Origin of the sequence: Klebsiella sp. 141153 (assembly GCF_032601995.1) — a bacterium.
In the GTDB taxonomy this organism is placed as follows: Bacteria; Pseudomonadota; Gammaproteobacteria; order Enterobacterales; family Enterobacteriaceae; genus Klebsiella; species Klebsiella aerogenes.
This window is the reverse complement of the sequence record NZ_JAQIRJ010000002.1, coordinates 378,750-398,525: the sequence shown is the minus strand read 5'-3', so window position 1 is coordinate 398,525 and position 19,776 is coordinate 378,750. Positions and strand designations below refer to the sequence as shown.

The 19,776-nt window shown below is 55.6% G+C and carries 11 protein-coding genes and 1 pseudogene; 4 read left to right on the top strand and 8 right to left on the bottom strand.

Annotation, left to right across the window (positions count from 1 at the left end; all coding sequences use genetic code 11):
• Positions 1–126: 126 nt before the first annotated feature.
• Positions 127–2,742 carry an aminopeptidase N gene (gene pepN, locus PGS10_RS04855; RefSeq protein ID WP_213797509.1) on the bottom strand — a complete coding sequence of 872 codons (2,616 nt, stop codon included), beginning with the start codon at positions 2,740–2,742 and terminating at the stop codon, positions 127–129.
• Between the two features lie 328 nt (positions 2,743–3,070).
• Here pepN and pncB point away from each other — a divergent pair, with 328 nt between their 5' ends.
• From pncB to PGS10_RS04835, 4 genes are all read left to right on the top strand, one after another.
• Positions 3,071–4,273 (top strand): nicotinate phosphoribosyltransferase, encoded by a 1,203-nt coding sequence (gene pncB / locus PGS10_RS04850; protein ID WP_047065560.1) that lies wholly within the window; start codon positions 3,071–3,073, stop codon positions 4,271–4,273.
• A gap of 164 nt (positions 4,274–4,437) precedes the next feature.
• Positions 4,438–5,838, top strand: a complete 1,401-nt coding sequence (asnS, locus tag PGS10_RS04845; protein WP_047045619.1) for an asparagine--tRNA ligase — start codon at positions 4,438–4,440, stop codon at positions 5,836–5,838.
• 592 nt (positions 5,839–6,430) lie between these two features.
• Positions 6,431–7,510: a porin OmpK35 gene (gene ompK35, locus PGS10_RS04840; RefSeq protein WP_213797511.1), complete on the top strand. Its 1,080-nt coding sequence runs from the start codon at positions 6,431–6,433 to the stop codon at positions 7,508–7,510.
• A 186-nt stretch (positions 7,511–7,696) separates the two neighbouring features.
• Positions 7,697–8,887 (top strand): amino acid aminotransferase, encoded by a 1,191-nt coding sequence (locus tag PGS10_RS04835; protein WP_045395708.1) that lies wholly within the window; start codon positions 7,697–7,699, stop codon positions 8,885–8,887.
• Positions 8,888–8,953: 66 nt separating this feature from the next.
• Here the strand turns inward: PGS10_RS04835 and PGS10_RS04830 are convergent, their stop codons facing one another.
• From PGS10_RS04830 to cmoM, 7 genes and pseudogenes are all read right to left on the bottom strand, one after another.
• On the bottom strand, positions 8,954–9,601 hold the full coding sequence (locus tag PGS10_RS04830; protein ID WP_316422491.1) for an MBL fold metallo-hydrolase: 648 nt from the start codon (positions 9,599–9,601) through the stop codon (positions 8,954–8,956).
• A gap of 13 nt (positions 9,602–9,614) precedes the next feature.
• Positions 9,615–10,166: a YcbK family protein gene (locus PGS10_RS04825; protein ID WP_015367456.1), complete on the bottom strand. Its 552-nt coding sequence runs from the start codon at positions 10,164–10,166 to the stop codon at positions 9,615–9,617.
• 302 nt (positions 10,167–10,468) lie between these two features.
• The gene (ldtD, locus tag PGS10_RS04820; protein ID WP_045395714.1) at positions 10,469–12,265 is read right to left on the bottom strand and encodes a L,D-transpeptidase; all 1,797 of its coding nucleotides are present in this window, start codon (positions 12,263–12,265) and stop codon (positions 10,469–10,471) included.
• Positions 12,266–12,449: 184 nt separating this feature from the next.
• A complete protein-coding gene (gene mukB, locus PGS10_RS04815; protein ID WP_316422490.1) occupies positions 12,450–16,898 on the bottom strand; it encodes a chromosome partition protein MukB in 4,449 nt (1,482 codons plus the stop codon).
• Complete coding sequence (mukE, locus tag PGS10_RS04810; RefSeq protein WP_015367459.1) at positions 16,898–17,602, bottom strand: chromosome partition protein MukE; 705 nt, start codon at positions 17,600–17,602, stop codon at positions 16,898–16,900. Before mukE ends, mukB begins: the two co-directional genes overlap by 1 nt.
• Positions 17,583–18,905 carry a chromosome partition protein MukF gene (gene mukF / locus PGS10_RS04805; protein ID WP_015367460.1) on the bottom strand — a complete coding sequence of 441 codons (1,323 nt, stop codon included), beginning with the start codon at positions 18,903–18,905 and terminating at the stop codon, positions 17,583–17,585. Before mukF ends, mukE begins: the two co-directional genes overlap by 20 nt.
• Positions 18,902–19,706 (bottom strand): annotated as a pseudogene (cmoM, locus tag PGS10_RS04800) (tRNA uridine 5-oxyacetic acid(34) methyltransferase CmoM). The gene mukF and the pseudogene cmoM overlap by 4 nt, the downstream one beginning before the upstream one ends.
• Positions 19,707–19,776 lie beyond the last annotated feature (70 nt).

Genomic DNA, 19,776 nt, shown 5'->3' with positions numbered 1-19,776 from the left:
GCCCCGGTAAGCGAGTGCGCCACCGGGGATTTTGCGGCCACCAACACCGGCAGTTTCAGCCAGCGTAGTGAATGAACGGTAGCCCGGATAAGGCGCTTGCGCCGCTATCCGGGATTTGCACCGCCGTTACGCCAGCGCCTTGGCGATCTTCTCGAACAGATCGCCGGAGAGATTCTCCAGCCCTTTCAGCTGTTCCAGCGCCGCACGCATCTTGGCCTGACGTTTCTCATCGTAACGTTTCAGACGAATCAGCGGCTCAATCAGACGCGACGCCACCTGCGGGTTGCGGCTATTGAGCTCGGTCAGCATTTCCACCAGGAACTGGTAACCGCTGCCGTCTTCGGCATGGAACGCCGCCGGGTTGCTACTCGCGAAGGCGCCGATCAGCGAACGTACACGGTTCGGGTTGCTCATCGTGAATGAACGGTGCTTGAGCAATCCGCGTACCGTCTCAACCACATTGGCCGCCGGGCTGGTGGACTGCAGGATGAACCACTTGTCCATCACCAGACCGTCCTGGTGCCACTTATCGTCATACTCCTGCATTAATACATCACGGCACGGCAACTCCGCCGCCACCGCCGACGACAGCGCAGCCAGCGCGTCGGTCATGTTGTCAGCATGATGATACTGGGCTTGCACCAGCTTATCTGCCAACTCAACATCGCCAAAAGCCAGATAGCGCAGGCAGGTATTGCGCAGAGAACGTTTACCGATATCGGCATGGTCTACGCGATAGCTGTCGAGCTTGTTGGCGTTGTAAACCACCAGCAGCTCATCGGCCAGCTCTTTCGCCAGCGTACGGGTCAGCGCTTCGCGCACCGCCGCGATGGCAATCGGATCGATGATGGTGAACAGTTCAGCGATTTCGTTGGCCGACGGCAGCGTTAAAATTTCCGCCGCCAGCGCCGGATCGATTTTTTCGTCGAGCAGGATCGCGCGGAAGGCGTCAGCGACGTGGATCGGCAGCGACAGCGGCTGTCCCTGCTGATGACGATTAACGTTGAGCTTGATGTAGGTCGCCAGCAGACTCTGCGCGGCATCCCAGCGCGAGAAGTCGTTACGCGCGTGGCGCATCAGGAACGTCAGCTGCTGGTCGCTCCATTTATATTCAAGCTTGACCGGCGCGGAGAATTCACACAGCAGCGCCGGTACCGGCTGGAAGTAAACGTTATCAAAGACGAATGTCTGCTCCGCCTGGGTCACGTTCAGCACGTGGTGCACGGGATGGCCGCCCTTCTGCAGCGGGATCGCTTTGCCTTCGTTATCGTACAGCTCGATACTGAACGGGATGTGCAGCGGCTGCTTGTCGGCCTGTTCCGCGGTCGGCGGCGTACGCTGGCTGATAGTCAGCGTGTACTGCTCGGTTTCCGGGTTATAGTCGTCATGCACGGTAACGACCGGCGTGCCGGACTGGCTGTACCAGCGACGGAAATGCGACAGATCTACGTTCGAAGCATCTTCCATCGCCTGCACGAAATCATCGCAGGTGGCGGCGCTGCCGTCGTGGCGTTCAAAGTACAACTGCATCCCTTTCTGGAAATTGGCTTCGCCTAACAGGGTGTGCAGCATACGGATCACTTCCGCGCCCTTTTCGTAGACCGTCAGGGTGTAGAAGTTGTTCATTTCAATAACCATATCCGGACGGATCGGGTGCGCCATCGGGCTGGCGTCTTCGGCAAACTGCAGCCCGCGCATGGTACGCACGTTGTTGATACGGTTTACCGCACGCGAGCCGAGATCGGAACTGAACTCCTGATCGCGAAATACGGTCAGCCCTTCTTTCAGGCTGAGCTGGAACCAGTCGCGACAGGTCACACGGTTGCCGGTCCAGTTATGGAAATATTCGTGACCAATGACGCGCTCGATATCGAGATAGTCTTTATCGGTCGCGGTATCGGTACGGGCCAGCACATATTTAGAGTTAAAGACGTTGAGGCCTTTGTTCTCCATCGCGCCCATGTTGAAGAAGTCGACGGCGACGATCATATAGATGTCGAGGTCATATTCGAGACCGAAACGGGTTTCGTCCCACTTCATTGAGTTTTTCAGCGAGGTCATCGCCCACGGCGCGCGGTCGAGATTGCCGCGGTCAACGTACAGTTCGAGCGCGACTTCACGCCCGGAACGGGTGGTGAAGGTATCACGCAGCACGTCGAAATCGCCGGCCACCAGCGCGAACAGGTAACAGGGTTTTGGGAACGGATCCTGCCACTGGATCCAGTGACGGCCATTGTCCAGCTCGCCCTGCGCTACGCGGTTGCCGTTAGAAAGCAGGTAGGGGTATTTCGCTTTATCGGCGATGATTTTGGTGGTGAAGCGCGCCAGCACGTCCGGGCGGTCGAGGTACCAGGTAATATGGCGGAAGCCTTCTGCTTCGCACTGGGTACATAGCGCTTCGCCTGACTGATACAGGCCTTCCAGCGCGGTGTTCGCCGCCGGGCTAATTTCATTGACGATAGTCAGAGTGAAACTGTCCGGCAAACCGCTAATCACCAGCTGATTGTTTTCTTCTTTATAGTCGTTCCACGGCTGGCCGTTCACCTGCAGTGAAATCAGGGTCAGGTCTTCGCCATCCAGACGCAATGGCACATCAGACGCAGCCGCGTGACGGGAAACCTTACTCTCGGCCGTGACAACGGTTTTCGCGGCATCCAGGTCAAAGGTCAAATCAATATCGCTAATCAGATAATCCGGCGCACGGTAGTCGTGGCGGTATTTGGCTTGGGGCTGTTGTGTCATAAAAAACCTTTAGCGTGTCTGTAAAGTATCGGCTCCAGTCTATTCCTGTTGCGCAGATCGCGCTATGCAGAATCTTCATCTTTTCAACGTTCAACACGAAAATCGCTACATATTGATAACACATGAGGCACGAAATGCGCTCGACCCGGCGCAAAGCTTGTGGTGTGATCCGTGTTCAATATATTAAACTAGGCCTCGCAAATGACCGTCAGCGTTACCGTCGAGCCATCGCAGCAGGACAGCACCGGGTATTAAAGGTATACTCCGCCTCCTTTTTTCTGCTTTGGTTTGAATGGAACGCCCCAGTGAGAGGATGCTACTGCGCACCATGACACAATTCACTTCTCCTGTACTGCACTCGCTGCTTGATACGGATGCCTATAAGCTGCATATGCAGCAGGCCGTCTTCCACCGCTACTATGATGTGGAGGTGGCGGCAGAGTTCCGCTGCCGCGGAGACGATCTGCTCGGCATCTATGCCGACGCGATTCGCGAGCAGGTCGAAACCATGCGCGACCTGAAGCTGCAGGACGATGAGTATCACTGGCTGTCCACCCTGCCGTTCTTCTCGCAGGACTATCTCGACTGGCTGCGCGACTTCCGCTACGACCCGAGCCAGGTCACCGTCATCAACGATCATGGCAAGCTGAATATTCGCCTCGCCGGGCCGTGGCGCGAAGTGATCATGTGGGAAGTGCCGCTGCTGGCGGTCATCAGCGAACTGGTGCACCACTACCGTTCGCCGGAAATCGGCGTCGATCTGGCGCTGGAGACGCTCGAACATAAGCTTGCCGACTTCGCCGACATGACCGCCGACATCGATATGTCGGCATTCCGCCTGATGGATTTCGGCACCCGCCGCCGCTTCTCCCGTGAAGTACAGCAGGCTATCGTGCAGCGCTTGCAGCAGGAGCCGTGGTTTGTCGGCACCAGCAACTACGATCTGGCCCGCCGACTCAATTTAACCCCGATGGGCACCCAGGCGCACGAATGGTTCCAGGCCCACCAGCAAATCAGTCCAAACCTGGCCAGCAGCCAGCGCGCGGCGCTAGCCGCCTGGCTGGCGGAATATCCGGATCAACTGGGTATCGCCCTGACCGACTGCATCACCATGGACGCTTTCCTGCGTGATTTCGGTCCTGAATTCGCTACCCGCTATCAGGGACTGCGTCATGACTCCGGGGATCCGCTGGAGTGGGGCGAAAAAGCAATCGCCCATTATCAGAAATTGGGTATCGACCCGATGAGTAAAGTGCTGGTGTTCTCCGATAACCTCGACCTCGGCAAAGCGGTCGAACTGTATCGCCACTTCTCCTCGCGGGTGAAGCTCAGCTTCGGTATCGGCACCCGGTTAACCTGCGACATCCCACAGGTGAAACCGCTAAATATCGTAATAAAACTAGTAGAATGTAACGGCAAGCCGGTGGCGAAACTCTCCGATAGCCCGGGAAAAACCATCTGCCACGATAAGGCGTTCGTCCGCGCCCTGCGCGAGGCCTTCGACCTGCCGCCGATTAAAAAGGCGAGTTAATTTCAACAAGGAGCCTCTCAGGCTCCTTTTTCTTTATTATTTATTGTCAAATTATCCCTTTATGATGCGAATTCTGCTTGTCTGATGGAAGATGACAGGTAACATAGATATCCCCCCGTTGAAGGGGAAGAGACTTTTTTATTGGACTATATAGAGAGAATATTATGAGCGTTGTGCCTGTAGCCGACGTACTCCAGGGCCGCGTTGCCGTTGACAGCGAAGTCACCGTGCGCGGATGGGTGCGTACCCGCCGAGATTCTAAAGCTGGCTTTTCTTTCCTCGCCGTCTATGACGGTTCCTGCTTTGATCCTGTACAGGCCGTTATTAATAATTCTCTGCCCAATTACAATCAGGAAGTGTTGCGCCTGACCACCGGCTGCTCGGTTATCGTCACCGGTAAAGTCGTGGCCTCCCAGGGTCAGGGCCAGAGCTTTGAAATCCAGGCCTCCAGCGTGGAAGTCACCGGCTGGGTTGAAGATCCGGACACCTACCCGATGGCGGCGAAACGCCACAGCATCGAGTATCTGCGTGAAGTGGCGCACCTGCGTCCGCGCACCAACCTGATTGGCGCGGTAGCGCGTGTACGCCACACCCTGGCGCAGGCGCTGCATCGCTTCTTCGACGAACAGGGTTTCTTCTGGGTATCCACCCCGCTTATCACCGCTTCCGATACCGAAGGCGCCGGTGAAATGTTCCGCGTATCGACGCTGGATCTGGAAAACCTGCCGCGTAACGACCAGGGTAAAGTCGATTTCGATAAAGACTTCTTCGGTAAAGAGTCGTTCCTGACCGTTTCTGGCCAGTTGAACGGTGAGACCTATGCCTGCGCATTGTCCAAAATCTATACCTTCGGCCCAACCTTCCGCGCCGAAAACTCCAACACCAGCCGCCACCTGGCGGAGTTCTGGATGCTGGAGCCGGAGGTTGCCTTCGCCAGCCTCAACGATGTTGCCGGTCTGGCGGAAGCCATGCTGAAGTACGTCTTCAAGGCGGTACTGGAAGAGCGTGCGGATGACATGAAGTTCTTTGCCGAGCGCGTGGATAAAGACGCCATCGACCGTCTGCAGCGTTTTGTCTCTGCTGATTTCGCCCAGGTTGATTACACCGACGCCGTCACTATCCTGGAAAACTGCGGCAAGCAGTTTGAAAACCCGGTGTACTGGGGCGTGGATCTCTCCTCAGAGCATGAGCGTTATCTGGCCGAAGAGCACTTCAAAGCGCCTGTGGTCGTGAAAAACTATCCGAAAGACATTAAGGCGTTCTACATGCGCCTTAACGAAGACGGTAAAACCGTCGCCGCAATGGACGTTCTGGCGCCGGGCATCGGTGAAATCATCGGCGGCTCCCAGCGTGAAGAACGTCTCGATGTGCTGGACGCGCGTATGGCCGAAATGGGCCTGAATAAAGAAGACTACTGGTGGTATCGCGACCTGCGCCGTTACGGCACCGTACCGCATTCTGGCTTCGGTCTGGGCTTCGAGCGTCTTATCGCCTACGTAACAGGGGTACAGAACGTTCGCGACGTGATTCCTTTCCCACGTACGCCACGTAACGCCACATTCTAATCGCGTTTCGTTAAAACACTGACAAGGTCGGCGCAAGCCGGCCTTTTTTTATGTCAATTTTCGTGAGCGAATTTCAACAAACTTAAACATCAACCTTCACAATTCGTAATTATGTTACTCACTATTTCCTTACCCTTAGTACGTAGATTTCGCACCTTATGTTAAGACACAAATGAATACACTGATTGAATTGGCTATTTTTTAATCATTACGCGCACGTTATGCAAAAAAGGCGCCTGAACGAAAAAGGAGCCAAACTGAGACAAAAAATAATCAAATCTGTCTTTAGCGAAAATATTCATAACTAATTCATATAGATATATATAAGAAGGTGACAATCTTCGCAAAGTGGAACGGAATTTTGATTGAGTTCACAAAGTTCCCAAAAATAAATATTTGGTTACATGTTTTTTCTTTTTGTTACTACTTTACGATATTGGTAGCATTTTCCGGCTAGCGAAACGGCACTACCGATGGAAAGATGCCTTCAGACACCAAACTATCTTCAATAGTTCTGTAAATTTTCATTGACGGAATTTATTGGCGGCGGTGGCAAGTGTCATATAAAAAATATTAATGAGGGTAATAAATAATGATGAAGCGCAATATTCTGGCAGTGGTGATCCCTGCCCTGCTGGTAGCCGGTGCGGCCAACGCTGCGGAAATCTATAACAAAAATGGTAACAAGCTGGATTTCTACGGAAAAATGGTTGGCGAACATGTCTGGACCACCAATGGTGACACCAGCAGCGACGACACCACCTATGCCCGTATCGGCCTGAAAGGCGAAACCCAAATCAACGACCAGTTGATCGGTTACGGCCAGTGGGAATACAACATGGATGCGTCCAACGTTGAAGGTTCCCAGACCACTAAAACCCGTCTGGCCTTCGCCGGTCTGAAAGCGGGCGAATATGGTTCATTCGACTATGGCCGTAACTACGGCGCCATCTACGACGTCGAATCCGCAACCGATATGCTGGTTGAGTGGGGCGGCGACGGCTGGAACTACACCGATAACTACATGACCGGCCGTACTAACGGCGTGGCCACCTACCGTAACTCAGACTTCTTCGGTCTGGTTGACGGTCTGAGCTTCGCGCTGCAGTACCAGGGTAAAAACGATCACGACCGTGTGATTCGTAAACAGAACGGCGACGGCTTCAGCACCGCGGCAACCTACGCGTTTGATAACGGTATCGCGCTGTCCGCAGGTTACGCTAACTCCAACCGTAGCGTTGACCAGAAGCGCGACGGCAACGGTAACAAAGCTGAAGCATGGGCAACCTCTGCTAAGTACGATGCTAACAACATCTACGCCGCTGTTATGTACTCCCAGACTTACAACATGACCCCGGAAGAAGATAACTACTTCGCGGGCAAAACTCAGAACTTCGAAGCTGTGGTTCAGTATCAGTTCGATTTCGGTCTGCGTCCGTCCCTCGGCTACGTGCAGACTAAAGGTAAAAATCTGCAGGCTCGCGGCGGCTTCGGCGGCGGCGATGCGGACCTGGTTAAATACGTAGAACTGGGTACCTGGTACTACTTCAACAAAAACATGAACGTGTACGCGGCGTACAAGTTCAACCAACTGGACGACAATTCCTATACTCGTGAAGCAGGCGTTGCCACCGACGACCAGGCTGCGGTTGGTATCGTTTACCAGTTCTAATCTGTAGTACACCCCTTCGTGATATGCCTAAAAAGCAGGACTTCGGTCCTGCTTTTCTGCGTTACTAAGACGAAGATCGTAACTTGCAAAAACCTTCTCGCTTTTTGTCGCAAACGGTTGGCAATTTGTAAATCTACCGTTACCCTGATAGCGGATTTCCCTCAGTAATCACAATGGAACCTCGTCATGTTTGAGAACATTACAGCCGCCCCTGCCGACCCTATTCTGGGCCTGGCCGATCTGTTTCGTGCCGATGACCGCCCAGGCAAAATTAACCTCGGAATTGGTGTTTACAAAGATGAGACAGGTAAAACGCCTGTTCTGACCAGCGTAAAAAAAGCCGAGCAATATCTGCTGGAAAATGAAACCACCAAAAACTACCTAGGTATTGATGGTATTCCGGAGTTTGGTCGTTGCACTCAGGAGCTGCTGTTCGGTAAAGGAAGCGCAATTATCAGCGATAAGCGCGCCCGTACCGCCCAAACCCCAGGCGGCACCGGCGGCCTGCGCGTAGCGGCTGATTTCCTTGCCAAAAACACCGACGTTAAACGGGTATGGGTAAGCAACCCAAGCTGGCCGAACCATAAAAGCGTTTTCGGCGCTGCCGGGCTGGAAGTGCGTGAGTACGCTTACTACGATGCCGCTAACCACCAGCTTGATTTCGACGGTCTGCTGGCCAGCCTGAACGAAGCGCAGGCGGGCGACGTTGTGCTGTTCCACGGCTGCTGCCACAACCCAACCGGCATCGATCCAACGCTGGAACAGTGGCAACAGCTGGCGCAGATGTCCGCCGAAAAAGGCTGGCTGCCGCTGTTTGACTTCGCCTACCAGGGCTTCGCCCGCGGTCTGGAAGAAGACGCTGAAGGCCTGCGCGCGTTTGCCGCGCTGCATAAAGAGCTACTGGTCGCCAGCTCTTACTCGAAAAACTTCGGCCTGTATAACGAGCGCGTTGGCGCCTGTACGCTGGTTGCCGCCGATCAGGACACCGTCGATCGCGCGTTCAGCCAGATGAAAGCGGTTATCCGCGCCAACTACTCAAACCCGCCGGCGCACGGCGCCTCGGTGGTGGCGACGATTCTCAGCAACGACGCGCTGCGCGCCATCTGGGAACAAGAACTCACCGATATGCGCCAGCGTATTCAGCGCATGCGCTTACTGTTTGTGAATACTCTGCAGGAAAAAGGCGCCAGCCGCGACTTTACCTTCATCACCAAACAGAATGGGATGTTCTCGTTTAGCGGCCTGACCAAAGAGCAGGTACTGCGTCTGCGTGAAGAGTTCGCTATTTATGCGGTCGCGTCCGGGCGTATCAACGTTGCCGGCATGACGCCTGATAATATGGCGCCGCTGTGCGAAGCCATCGTCGCGGTACTGTAATTCCCAGCCCTGACACATAAGAAAAGGCCGCAATCGCGGCCTTTTTTACTTCCTTGAGGTCAGGCATTACCAGACCGGCATTTCATCCTGCAGGAACGGATTATGCAGGCGCTCATATCCCAGCGTCGATAACGGGCCATGACCGGGGATAAATGTCACGTCGTCGCCCAAAGGCAACAGTTTACGTTTAATCGCATCAATCAGCTGGCCGTGGTCGCCGCGCGGGAAGTCGCTGCGCCCTACTCCGCCTTTGAAAATCACATCGCCGGAAATCAGCAGACGCGAGGCATCGTCAAAGAAAACCACGTGCCCCGGCGTATGGCCAGGACAGTGCAATACCTGCAAAGCGATATTGCCGACGGTTACCACATCCCCTTCATTCAGCCAGCGGTCCGGCTGCAAAGGCTGACATTCATCCAGCCCGAACATGCGGCTTTGCGCCGGCAATCCTTCCAGCCAGAACTCATCTTCTTTTTCCGGTCCAATAATTGGCACACCGTAATGTTGCGCCAGCTCGGCTGCCGCGCCGACGTGATCCAGGTGACCATGCGTCAACAGGATCTGCATCAGGCTGACGCCTGCCGTCGCGACTTCTTCCTTGATGCGCTCGGCATCGCCGCCAGGATCGACCAGAGCGGCAAGCCGGGTTTGTTCACACCAAATTAAAGAACAGTTCTGGGCGAACGCCGTGACCGGAATAATACGATAGTTCATGATGCTCCTTTCGTTACCAGTGCCGTACCGGACCGGTATCAATATGCACAAAGTTGCTACGTGGGTAGTATCCTACACCACCTGAGCGCATAGATAACGCCGCTTTGCGAATATTGCTTAAGGCAACGCCTTCAATGTGGAAATCCATCGCCTGGCCTTTGGTGTGATAGCTATGTTTCGCTACACCACGGCTTCGTGCGCGAAGTTCATCGTTGGTATCGACGGAGCGATAACCGGAGATGAGCTGGACAGGCTTATTGGTGCCGAGTAGTCCCTGTAGGCGATAAAGCTGATCGAATAATCCTGGGTCAATAGACTTAATTTTATTCGCGCGGAAATCACGGAAAAAATGGTTAAGTCTTGCTAATTCATCCTGAATATAGCCTCTACCATCGAAAAACTCCGCCTTGAGTGATTCACCGGTGTGCAGGTTATTCAGCGTCAAAATACGCGGTCGGGGGGTCGAGAGGGTGGCAAATGCCGGCGCAGGGAGAATGGCGGCAGCACCGAGGGCAGCGCCACCCAACGCCAGCAATCTGCGGCGATTAGCGTCAAATTTGTCCATGATAATCAGGTCTACAGGTAAATGAATCGTAATATACTATTCCGCTACAACGTATTTGGCTGACGACGCGCTAACGCTCCCTTACCGCTAATAAAGCTCAGCAGGAGAGCGTTTTCGTTCTGACCGCCGCAATACATTTTTGCGGATTATATGTATATGCACTTCTGGCGCACGAAAGGCACCTTACCGGGCATTATTGCCAACGTCAAGGCAGCCTCACCCCAGGAAATACGGGCCTTGTAGACGACCATGGCCCGATTTCGTTCAGTGCTAGGACAACATTTTTCGCAGAACTACTTCATTTACCTGATTAATTGTTCCGCTTTTGGCAGAATTTGTGCGCTGGATCGCGCGGTGAGATCGTAATTGTAAATATCTGTTCGATATTGTGTACGTCCATCAGCGCCAACAAAGGCAGTCAAATAATATAAATTAACCGGAATATTTTGCCGAATATTGACGTAGCGCGTATCCCCTTGTTTCAGCGCGTCGGAAATGCGTGAATCATTCCAGCCCGCATCCTGCAATAGCATATTCGCCAGTTCAGATGCTTTATTGACGCGAACGCAGCCCGAGCTCAACGCGCGAACATCTTTCTGGAACAGATTGTGGTTCGGCGTATCGTGGAGATAAATAGCATCCGAGCTTGGCATATTGAACTTATACCGCCCCAGCGAGTTGCGCGCGCCCGGCGCCTGCTGGAAACGGAACGGTAGATTCTTCTCGGTGATGGTAGACCAATCGACACCATACGGATCGATAGCTTCTTTGCTGTTCCAGCCGCGCATCAACGTATAACCATGCTGCTCCAGATAGCCTGGATTGTTGCGCACCTTCGGCAGGATATCTTTGCGCGCCAGCGTCGGCGGCACGTTCCACGGCGGGTTGACCACCACGTTGTTCAACGCGCTGCTCATCATCGGCGTTTTACGATCCGGACGACCGACAATGACCCGCGATGCCAGCACCTGACTGCCGTCCTGATAGTAGACCAGCGAGAACGCCGGAATATTGACCATGATGCCGGTGGACAATTTACTCGGTAGCAAACGCAGACGCTGGATATTCAGCGCCAGCACCCCGGCACGCTGCGCCGAAGAGACGTTCAGCCAGTCGCGGGTAGACTGACCGATGACGCCGTCAGCGCCCAGCCCCTGCCAGGCCTGAAAGCGTTTAACGCCCTCGACCAGTTGGCGATCGTACACGCCACGCGCGGCAGGTTTTGTTTTCGATTTCGGTTTCGCCGATGGGCTTACCACATCGCCCGGGAGGGCGATTTTCGCCGAATCATCCAGCATGCCGGTACGCTGCAGGATTTCACGCAGCGCGCCAATATCGTTGCTCCACTCTCCCGGACGTAGCGAGGCGTTGCTGGTCAGTTGCGGCCACGGACGATTATCCGCCACCAGCGTCAGCAGCGCCTGATGCATTGCTTCATATTGTGAATGTTGCGGCGCCAGTCCGGCAATAAATTGCGTTAACGAACCGTTATCCAGCGCCAGCTGCCACTGATTGATGACCGAGAGCGGCGGCGTCGTCATTTTGTAAGGCGTTGAGCCGTACAGCCAACGGTTTCCCTGCATCGGAATACCGCTAATAAAATGCAGATATCCCATCATGGCGTCGGAGAGCACGACATCGCGGGCCAGGCCGCTGACTGACGGGTCAGTCAGTAGGCTCACCCAGGTGGTGAACTGCGGCTGGAAGCCAGCGATAGCGACCTCCGCCAGCTGCTGCTGGAAGGCCTGTACCGCTTCGCGGTTCTCCCACATGGGTTTCATGTCGCGGGCAGCGTACAGCGCTACCAGCGGATTGATATAAACCGGATGATAACCAGACGGCAGTAAGGCCTCGATTTCAGCACGGCTTTTCGCCACCGCATCCGCCGCCAGCGGCTTCTCGCCGGCCATTTGCGCGACCGCAGCGGACTGGCCGTCGCTTTGGGCTAATGCCGACGACAGATCGCCCACCGTCGCGGAACTATCTGTGGGTATAACTTCAGGCTCTGCGGCCTGGACATTGAACAGCGGAGCAAATGCAAAAGCCAGGCTCAGGCTGAGCACCGACAATTGTCGACCATACCGTTTCTTTAGCAACATCCCTTGCCCCCTGTTAACACATTGCTGCCCGCCTAATGGGGCTTATTCTCAGTATATAAAGGCGAAAACGCTTTTGCCTTACCAAATGTAAAGAAGTTTAAAGACTATACCTTGTTAGCGTACTGTACAGAAAAACAAAAAGGGCGACAAATTGTCACCCTTTTTCCTATTAATCGACACCCTTTCAGGAGGCGTCAGCGGTTCCAGGCAGCGCTTCCGGCACCGGCGCGGCAAAACCGCGCAGGCCGACAACGTGTACGTGTTCGTGATTATTAAACACTTTACGCACCAGTTTATAAGTTGTGCCTTTTTCCGGGCTGATATTTTCAGGCGCCGCGATAATCAGCTGCATCTCCAGACGTTCGCACAGTTCGAACAGCGTGGCGATAGAGCGAGCATCAAGACGCGCTGCTTCATCGAGGAACAGCAGACGGCAAGGCGAGATATCCTTACCGCGCAGTCGACGGGATTCATCTTCCCAGCTCTGCACCACCATCACCAGAATCGACATCCCGGTACCGATCGCTTCACCGGTTGACAGCGCGCCGGACTCCGCGCGCAGCCAGCCGTCGGAACCACGGTTAACTTCCACTTCCATCTCCAGATAGTTGCGGTAGTCGAGCAGCTCCTCGCCGATGGTTTGCGGCGTACGTTGCCCCATATCAATCTGCGGATTCAGGCGCTGATAAAGTTTCGCTAGCGCTTCCGAGAAGGTCAGGCGATTACTGTTAAACAGATCCTGATGCTGCTCATGCTGTTCGGAGAGGACATCAAGCAGCGTCGAGTGGGTTTCACGCACGTTGACGTTCAGACGCACGCTGTTGACCTGACCAAACGATACGCTCTGCAGCCCCTGGTTGAGCATGCGAATACGGTTCTGCTCACGCTGAATGGTCTTGCGAATGATATTCGCCACGCTGCGTGAGCTGATCGCCAGCTTCTGCTCGCGGTTGGTCAGCTCTTCGGTCAGACGACTGAGCTCGATTTCCATCTGCTCGATCGCTTCTACCGGATCATCGGTGCGAATAATATCCTGACGGATACGCTCGCGCAGATGCTGATAAACGGCAACGAAGAACTGAATTTTGCGCTCCGGACGTTTTGGATCTTCCGAAATACGCAGAACGTCGCGCAGGTGCTCGTTATCAGCGACCGCCAGACGCAGCGCGCCCAGCGCCTTATCCGACATCGAACGCAGTTCGTCGGCGGAGAGATAGGCCAGCTCGCGGCGGTGCAGACGACGTTCCACGCCGTTGTCTTTCACCAGACGCATCACCGCGCACCAGCCCGCTTTAGCGCTCACCACCTGCTCGCGCATTTCGCAGTAATCGCGCTCCAGCTTGCGCAGTTTGCGGGTCAGGTTGTCCATCTCCGCTTCGCAGAAGGTCAACGCTTTTTCCAGCTGATTACGGCGGGAGCGGTTGTTGCTCAGCTGCATATGCAGCTCATCACGACGCGCGCGCGCGCGCTCTTCCGCGCCGGCATCGGCACGCACGCCGATATCCTGCAGCTCTTTATACAGATCGTTGAGCAGCTCTTTCTTGGTGTCATACGAACTTTTCAGCGACGCCAGCACCTGGTTGTACTGGTTCAACTGCGCAACGTGGCTACGCATCGCTTCGCGAGCGCGGCTACGCTCGGATTCTGCTTGTTGCAGGCGCTGGCGCAGCTTTTCGTTAAGATCGCTGTTGCCGCTGAGCATCTCCGCCGAGTCAGAGTAGCTGAAGTGAGCGCGGCGCTGCACGACTTCCGCCAGCGCGAAAGCCTGCTGGCGCGCATCGCGCTGGATTTGCTGCGAATAGGCGTAGTCTTCTTTCAGCTGTTCGAACTGTTCCGGGTCGCTCTGCAGTACCGAGACGATGGGTTCCAGTTTCGCCAGCTGATTGCCATGCTGCTGGATAAAGCGCGCCGCTTCCTGCGCTTCATCCAGACGCTCCTGAATTTCATCTACGCGATCGGCCAGCGTCTCATCGGCCAGCAGATTCAGGCGCGGCAGCAGGCGGTTAAGCGCCGACACGCCCTCTTTCGCCTGCTCATACTGGACGCGGTTGTGCTGGTTATCACTTTCATGCGCATTCAGCGCGCGCTCCAGTTCGCCGCGGCGGCTATTGAGTTTGCGGATCTCTTCTTCCGGATCGTCATCAAAGGCAACCGCCAAATGGCTACCGATGAAGCGGCTGAAGGCCTGATGCAGGCGCTGCGTTTTCTGCACGTCAAACGACAGCGTAGCAAAACGCTCGGAGAGGCTTTCACGCTCGGCGTGCAGCGTTTCGATGCGGTTTTCACGCGCGGCGCGGCCAAACAGCGGCAGCGTCGGGAAGCGCGAATAGCGCCACTGGCGGTCGGCAATTTTCACGACCACCGCTTTTTCCAGCTCATCGACGCTGAAAACGCTGTCATCGAAGGACTGCGGATCGCCTTCGATCAGATACAGGTCTTCCGGGCAATCTTCCAGCCCTTCGAGCTGCTCCGCCACCTGCGACAGATCCGGAACCACGATCGCATGGCGCGATGGGCCATACAGCGCGGAGAAGTACGGGGCATCTTCGAGGCTAACGTCGTCGTAGATTTCCGACAACAGCACGCCGCCAAAGCGCTCCGCCAGCGCGTTCAGACGCGGGTCTTCAGAACCGCCCGGCTGGCTGAGACGCTCGATTTCTTCGTCGATGGCGCGCTTGCGGGCGCCGACTTCATCGCGCTCAACGATTGCTTCGCGCTCGCGCTCCAGCAGCTGCTGCAGGTACTCGGTGACGTCCTGGCTTGATTCAAACTGCTCGCCGCTCTGCTCGCACAGCTGGTTGAGGCTGTTTTGCGCCGCCAGCCAAATCGGCGCCCGGCGCATCAACGTCTGGGTACGCGACTGCAGCTGTTCCAGCTCCTGACGCAGAGCCATGCGCTGTTCCTGAGCGTTAGAAACGCTATCGGCCAATGACGCGATGCGCGCTTCCAGCTCCTGATGCAGCGTTTCCAAATCGTCGATATCGTAGCGTTTGCCCTGGCGCTTACAGAACTCGGCCAGCTGGCGCTCGGCGTCCTGTTGTTCACGCAGGCGCTGCTCCAGCTCATTGAGACGGCTACGCAACCCATGAGCCTGCTCCGCCAGATGACGCTGGTTGACGCCATCGCGTAGTAATTCACGCGCCACATCCCAGGCTTCATTACGCGCCAGCGGGCCGTTGATCGCCGCAACCAGCTGATACGCTTGTTCAAACTGGCTGTGCGCGGTTTGCGCCACGCTCATTTTTTGTTCCAGCGACAGCATTTTTTCCGTCGCTTCCAGCTCTTTCGCCTGGAAAGTTTCCAGCCATTCGTCGGCGCTGTCGGCGGTTAAATCCGGCAGGTGACACAGCGCGCGCGCGCGCTCCAGCGCCTGTAGCGCCTGATTGTACTGAATGGCGCGAGTCTGCTGCACGTCGAGCGCCTGCTGGTAATCGGCGAGCTGGCTTTTCAGCTCATCCACTTCCAGTTCGGCGGCCTCGGCGCGGGCTTCGTTCTCTTCCTGCTGGTCTGCGGCTTCCGCCACCACTTCATTTTGCTCTTCCAGACGAATCTGCAGTTCGTCGAGATCCGCTTCGTAGCGCTCGATTTTTTCCTGCTGACGCAGCGCCGTTTGTACCAGGTTCAGGTGATCGCTGGCGGCCTGGTAGTCGGCTTCCAGATCGCCTTCTGCGCCGTTGTGTTCCTGCAGCTCGCGCGCCATATCGACATGTTTGTACTGCTCTGCCGCCAGCTGCGAACGCGAGGTAAAGAGCTCGCGACGGTACTCCAGCGCTTTATCCAGATGGATTCGCCGCTCGTTGGCGTGGCGCATGTAGTCCGCCGCCACGTAGTTGGTGGCTTCGCTGATAAGGTGCTTAAACAGATCGCGATCGGACTGAGTTACGCGAATCGCTTCCAGGGTCATACGGTTTTCACGCAGCGCCGCTTCCATATCCTGGAACGCCTTACGCACGCCGCTGTTTTCCGGCAGCAGGTAATCGCGCAGCGAGCGGGTAATGGTGCTGGAAATCCCGCCGTACAGCGAGGCCTCAATCAGGCGGTAGTATTTGCTACGATCGGATGCTGAACGCAGACGACGGGCCACCACGCCCAAATCAAACATCAGCGAGTGATATTCGGTGATCGAGTTGAACTGTTTGAACTGCACCCCTTCCATCGCGTCGAGCTTGTCTTTCAGCTCGTTGAGGCTCACGACACGCGCCTGGCGCTCGTTGAGCGTTTCGGTCAACAGTTGGGTCGGCTGGATCGAGGTTGGCAATCCCTGGATGGCAAATGGCTTAATATCGACTTTACGATCGCGCCCGGCAACCTGCTGCAGACGTACACCGACAACCACGCGCTGGTGGCGCGAGTTGATCACGTCGAGCACCGAGTAACAGACGCCGGCACGCAGTTTACCGTGCAGGCCTTTATCGCGCGAACCGCTGGTGGCGCCCGCTTCAGTGGTGTTACGGAAGTGCAGCAGGGTTAAATCGGGGATCAGCGCCGTGACGAAAGCCGCCATGGTTGTCGATTTACCGGCGCCGTTACCCCCGGAGAGCGTCGTTACCAGCTCATCAAGATCGAAGGTCCGGGCAAAAAAACCGTTCCAGTTAACCAGCGTCAGCGAGCGAAACTTACCGCGTTCAATCATTATTCTTCCTCCCCGCTATCCGGCTGATTCTCTTCATTCTCGTCATTGAGCTGCAGGTGATTCTCCAGCGCCATTGCTTCGCCGTCGCGGATCATGCGCAGCTGCGCTTCGCGCGGATCGTCGCCGACGCGCACGTCAGCGCCAAAGCGGAACACCGATTCGGTGATGCGGAATTTACTGCTGTCGTGGCCCATAAACCACACCATGCCGAGGCGACGCAGGCGGTTGAGGGACGCGCGCATTTTTTCCTGCAGCTTCTGGCGGTCGAGGTCGGAACCGGTGGAACGGTTGTTCACCAGCTTCAGTAATTTACTTTCATCCGCCAGCGTCAGGAGTTCATCGTAGAGCTCCTGCTGGGTGAAGATGCCTTCATTAGCCAGACGTTCGGGGCTGAGGTAGAGGTAGCAAAGAATTTTGCCGACCATCATATCCAGCTCTGATAATACCGAGCGCGGAATCAACGTCGTAGAGCGCGGGCGCAGGTAGAAGAACCCCTCCGGCGCGCGGATCAGCTCAACGTTGTAGCGCGCATAAAACTCTTCCAGGTAATCCTGAAAATCCATCAAAAATGCGTGATTATCCAGCTCATCCAGGCCAATGTGACGACCTGCGCGCAGGGCGCTATCCAGCGCCGGAAATAACGGATTGGCCAACGCCTGCGCCAGCTTAGCTGGCATCACTTGTTCAATATTTGTCAATGACATGCGCCTGTACCTTGGCTCCGTAATCATTAATCGGCTGCCATTTTGCCGGCAGTCCGGTGAAATCTGCCTGGGCGACGCCCAGCTGTACCGCCTGGTCAACGACGATTCGCGCGACGTCAAAATGGCGCGCACGCGGATATTGCGCCAGGAACTCTCGCGCCACCAGGCCGAGATCCAGCGGCATACCTTTCTCTTTGTAGACCGCCAGCTGCGCTTCAATCAGCGCGGCCAGCTGCTCGCGAATTTCGTTGAACTCTTCGAATTCGAGGTCTGCCGGCAGCTCGCCGGTGACTTCTTCATCGCGCAGCGCCATCTCTTCATCGCGCATATCCAGCAAGCGATCGGCGCTGGCGTAGGTCAGCGCCCACGGAGCATCGAAGTAGGTCTGCACCGACTGACGCAAACGCTGGGCGAAAACGCGGTTTTTATCCATATCGATGGCGGTACGGATAAATTTATGTACGTGACGATCGTAACCGATCCACAGGTCGATAGCCTGTTGGCCCCAGCTGACGATACGGTCGAGCTTGCTTTGCAGGTCGAACACCAGACGGTCGACAAAATGCAGATCGTCGCGCGCGATGGTAGCGTCCTGGATACGCAACAGGTTGGCCTGCAGCTTATCGCCCGCCGCATCCAGGGTATCCTGCAATTCGCGCAGGGTGCCGGAGGTTTCGGACAGCAGCAGTTCGCAGCTAGAAATCGCCGCGCGCCAGTCTTTGTTCAGCAGTTGGGCGATATCGTCTTTCACCTGCTGCTGCTGCTCATCCATGATGCGTTGAGTCAGATCGATACTATCGAAGATTTCCGCCACCGAATATTTCAGCGGCGCAAAAACGTTGCGATGCCAGTGGAATTCATCGCCACCCTCATCCGCGGAATCTGCAGCCCGCTTCAGTTCGCCGGCCACAATCGACAGCTGCATCGACAAACGCAGGGTGGAAAATTCACGCTGGCGAATGTAGTAATCGGTAATGCCGATACCTAACGGCGTCAGGCGATAGATAGCATTCCCTTCCGTTATTTCGCTGGTAAAGCGGTTCAGCAGACGCTGGCGCACCATATCGTTGATGGCGTTATTGGCGCGCTGGCTGATGGTTTCGCTGGTCTGCTCAAACGCATCACTAACGTGGCGGAACGCGTCCACCAGTTCTCCCTCGGTCATTTCCCCTTCCAGCCGCTCGCCGTTCAGCGTGGCGACAGCCAGCAGAAAAGAGAGTCTGTCGACCGGCAGCGAGATGGAAAAATCATTTTTCCTGGCCCAGGCAACCAGTTCGGGGACTGTCTGGGAAAATTCACTCATAGTTTATCCTTGCATCTGCGGCTGTGCGCCTGGATCTTTCTTAAGCGCAGTGACATGAATATAGCGGCCCAGGCTGATATACGGCTCCTGACGACAGTAGCGCGTTTCCAGCTCCAGCAGCACCGCAAAACTGTCATGCTGTTTACGTTTCTCACGCAGATAATCATGAAACACCCGCACGCCGGTTTTACCGGTTATCTGCCAACCGAGATCTTCCAGCCAGCCGTAAACCTGCTGCGGATCGCGCGGATAATCCGGCGACAGCGTGCGTTTTTTCTTTTTCGGCATGCCGATTTGTACGTAGTCGAAGTTTCCGGCGACCATATTGTGCATCAGCAGGCCGTTAGCATTGTAGAACATTAACGACAGCGCGCCGCCCGGGCGCAACACCGACCACAGCGTGCGCAACATTTCCTGCGGTTCCGCGACCCACTCAAGCACCGCATGAAACAGTATCAGATCGACGGGGCTTTCCAAATGCTGAGCAATATCCTGCGCCGCGCATTGTACAAAATGCATGTTGTCGATCACACCTTTATCGCGGGCGGCCTGCTGAGCGCGAGCCACCATTTCGGCGGAAAGATCGCATAGCGTGACGTGATGGCCTAATTCCGCGACGCGGATCGCCGTTTGCCCTTCGCCGCCGCCGGCATCAAGCACCCGCAACGGCCCTGGCCCCATCTGCTTAAGCAGCGGTTCCAGATCCTGCCAAAGGATCGCCTGACGCAGTTGGCCCTTGGTGGTGCCATAAATATTGCGCGAAAACTTTTCAGCGATGTCATCAAAATTGCGATCCTGCACGGACGACTCCACAAGCCAACACAAAACCGCTATTTTGTCATACCCACGGCGATAATGAAGCGATCTGTTA

Bases quoted from the DNA above. Each gene is read 5' to 3' on its own strand.
- pncB (WP_047065560.1), top strand. From the start codon at position 3,071: ATGACACAATTCACTTCTCCTGTACTGCACTCGCTGCTTGATACGGAT.
- ldtD (WP_045395714.1), bottom strand. From the start codon at position 12,265: ATGTTGCTAAAGAAACGGTATGGTCGACAATTGTCGGTGCTCAGCCTG.
- mukF (WP_015367460.1), bottom strand. From the start codon at position 18,905: ATGAGTGAATTTTCCCAGACAGTCCCCGAACTGGTTGCCTGGGCCAGG.
- ompK35 (WP_213797511.1), top strand. From the start codon at position 6,431: ATGATGAAGCGCAATATTCTGGCAGTGGTGATCCCTGCCCTGCTGGTA.
- asnS (WP_047045619.1), top strand. From the start codon at position 4,438: ATGAGCGTTGTGCCTGTAGCCGACGTACTCCAGGGCCGCGTTGCCGTT.
- mukB (WP_316422490.1), bottom strand. From the start codon at position 16,898: ATGATTGAACGCGGTAAGTTTCGCTCGCTGACGCTGGTTAACTGGAAC.
- PGS10_RS04825 (WP_015367456.1), bottom strand. From the start codon at position 10,166: ATGGACAAATTTGACGCTAATCGCCGCAGATTGCTGGCGTTGGGTGGC.
- mukE (WP_015367459.1), bottom strand. From the start codon at position 17,602: ATGTCATTGACAAATATTGAACAAGTGATGCCAGCTAAGCTGGCGCAG.
- pepN (WP_213797509.1), bottom strand. From the start codon at position 2,742: ATGACACAACAGCCCCAAGCCAAATACCGCCACGACTACCGTGCGCCG.
- PGS10_RS04830 (WP_316422491.1), bottom strand. From the start codon at position 9,601: ATGAACTATCGTATTATTCCGGTCACGGCGTTCGCCCAGAACTGTTCT.
- PGS10_RS04835 (WP_045395708.1), top strand. From the start codon at position 7,697: ATGTTTGAGAACATTACAGCCGCCCCTGCCGACCCTATTCTGGGCCTG.